General features: G+C 42.0%; 2 protein-coding genes. Both read right to left on the bottom strand.

Going from position 1 to position 2,545, the window contains the following annotated elements; all coding sequences use genetic code 11:
• Positions 1–1,631, bottom strand: a 1,631-nt coding sequence (locus tag VNZ46_RS12770) for a carboxypeptidase-like regulatory domain-containing protein (RefSeq protein ID WP_325560501.1), incomplete at its 3' end; no start/stop codon positions are given.
• Positions 1,632–1,666: 35 nt separating this feature from the next.
• Positions 1,667–2,545: ROK family protein (locus VNZ46_RS12765; RefSeq protein WP_325560500.1), on the bottom strand; the 879-nt coding region annotated here is incomplete at its 5' end.

The following is a 2,545-nucleotide window of genomic DNA, read 5'->3' as shown; positions in this document are numbered from 1 at the left end:
TGGAAATTTACCGCCTGATTACGCTCTTTACCCACCGCGAATTTGCCTCCATTTATTGGATTGATCCTGGTTACACGGTTTTCCTGGGTATAATCAACAATGTTATAATCAAACCCAAATTGACTGACTAAGGAAATGTGTTTTGTAAAACTAAGTGTGTTCTTTACCGAAGTGATCAAGTGGGTCTTGGTATCCTTATTTACATCATCCAGCTGCTGTGATAATATACTTTTTAAATTACCAAATGAAGGCGGCAAACTATAGCCATCCAATTCCCTTTGAAAACCAGTTCCGTCTTTATAGAAATTCTGAACGAAACCATAATCATAATCACGGTTCAATCCAAAGGCTACCAAACCTCCAATATTTGGCCGGCGGTTATTGGTTTCAATGTTAAATAAGTTGGCAGTTACATCAAATGATGCAAACGGAGACACCTTCATATTCCCATTAAAGCTAAAGGTGTTGTTTTTCTGCCAGGAATTTGGTAAAATATCATGATAGTCTCTGTTAGAATAAGAAAAACGCATCCCGCCTTTTTCATTTCCTCCACTCATTGCAATAGAGGCATTATCCGATCTTCCTGCTGGAAAAAAGTCTATAAAATTATTCGGATAAGCATGATAAGTGGTCATTGTGCTGTCATAGCCCATAATCGGGCTGTTGTCAAAACGCGGCCCGAAGCTCCACCTACTGTTCACCAGTTTTCTTTGTGTAGTTGGTAAACCTGTTTTAGGATCATTCACATACTGGATATCATTCGTATTTATCCCCGTACCATACTCATTTTGAAAATCAATATAGCTCTTTGGTACTTCAAAGGAATGTTGAAACGATGCAGAGATACCAAAGCCCGAAGTTTTGTTTCCTCCACCTTTAGTCGTAATTAAAACCACACCATTTGCACCTTCAGCACCATAGAGAACAGCCGCCTTAGCGCCCTTTAAAATTTCAATTCCTTCGATATCTTCCGCGTTTAAATCATTGATACCAGAACCATAGTCAAAAGAATGTAAAGGATCATAACCTCTGGACGCCATAGATGTACTCTGGTCCCGGATCGGCACCCCATCCACAACAAACAATGGACGATCACTTTGAGCGTTATTTAATGAAGCCGATGCCCGGATTTTAATATCTATTCCCCCCATTGCACCACCAGATCCGATCGCAACCCCAACACCAGGAGCTTTTCCGTAAATGGCCAAAAATGGGTTTAATGGCGTCCCTGCCTTGGTCAGGTCTTCGTTTTTAATACTACTGGTTGCATATCCAAGGGACTTCCGTTCCCTTTTAACACCCAATGCCGTTACCACCACTTCATTTAAGCCACTGGATTCATCGGCCATGTAAACGGTTAAAGTAGAGGATTCTCCCACAACTACTTCCTTGGGTGTCAATCCTATAGAAGTAAACAATAAAACTTCCTTTGGGTTAGCTGAGATACTAAATTCTCCTTTAGCATTGGTAGCGGTCCCGGTTTTTGTGCCTTTGACCCGGATGCTAACACCAGGAACGGGCATTCCTGAGGCATCCTTTACGGTCCCTGATACGATTTTTTGCGCATAGGCAGCTACTGTTAATAGGCTTAACAATAACAGTCCTACGCATCGTGCGTAGATTTTTTTCATTTTCTGGTTTAGTTTAGTTTAAAAATTAGGGTTATTTATTTTTCAAATTTGGTGTATTCAATTACTAAACTTGCTGCCGCAAGTAACTCCGCATCTGCCGCTAAATCCGAGACTACTATGGTTGTCTTATTTGCAATCCTCGGTATACAAAACTCATTAATGGCCTGCTGTATTGGAGGTAAAAGGATCTTGCCCGCTATAGCACCCCGGCCACTCAACACAATACATTCCGGATTCATAATATGAATCAAAGTTGCCAACCCTTTGCCTATCAGAAAAGCAGCATCTGAAAGAATAGAAACTGCCAACGGATCATGCTGACTTGCAGCCTCTAAAAAAAGCTCCCCTACATTCCTGTTCTTATTTTTAAAGAGCTCCCGCATACTTGTTGCTTGTCCAGCTTCGATTTCCGCCTTGGCACGTTCTGTCATCACCAGCAGAGAGGTTTCTACCTGCAAGCATCCCCTTTTTCCACAGGAACACAGGTTACCAGTCTTGGACAAAGGAATATGACTTAATTCACCGGCGTAGCCGCTACTTCCCCTATACAACTGTCCATTTATAATCATACCAAGCCCAGTACCCCAACCTATATTGGCCACCATTACATCCTGTTTACCAACTGCCGCACCAAAGTGTAATTCCGCTTTAGCAATCAGACTCGAATCGTTATCTATATATACGGGCAGATCCAGTTTCTCGGCCAGGTAATCAGCGAGCTGTGTGACCAGGAAGCCTGGTATACCAATCCCCACCCCAAGCAGCTTTTCTTTATCTATTCCTGAGGCATAAATATTACTAGAAATAAAAGAGGCGAGTTTATCTAATGCCTCAGGATCGTCTTCTATAGAGAGTTCTAGTGTTTTGACCGGCAGTGTTACAGCATTAGAGATATTATATATCACAAGCCGGGC

The organism is Pedobacter sp., assembly GCF_035566355.1.
Classification (GTDB): domain Bacteria; phylum Bacteroidota; class Bacteroidia; order Sphingobacteriales; family Sphingobacteriaceae; genus Pedobacter.
The sequence above is the reverse complement of the archived record's forward strand: the minus strand, read 5'-3'. Positions and strand labels throughout refer to the sequence as shown.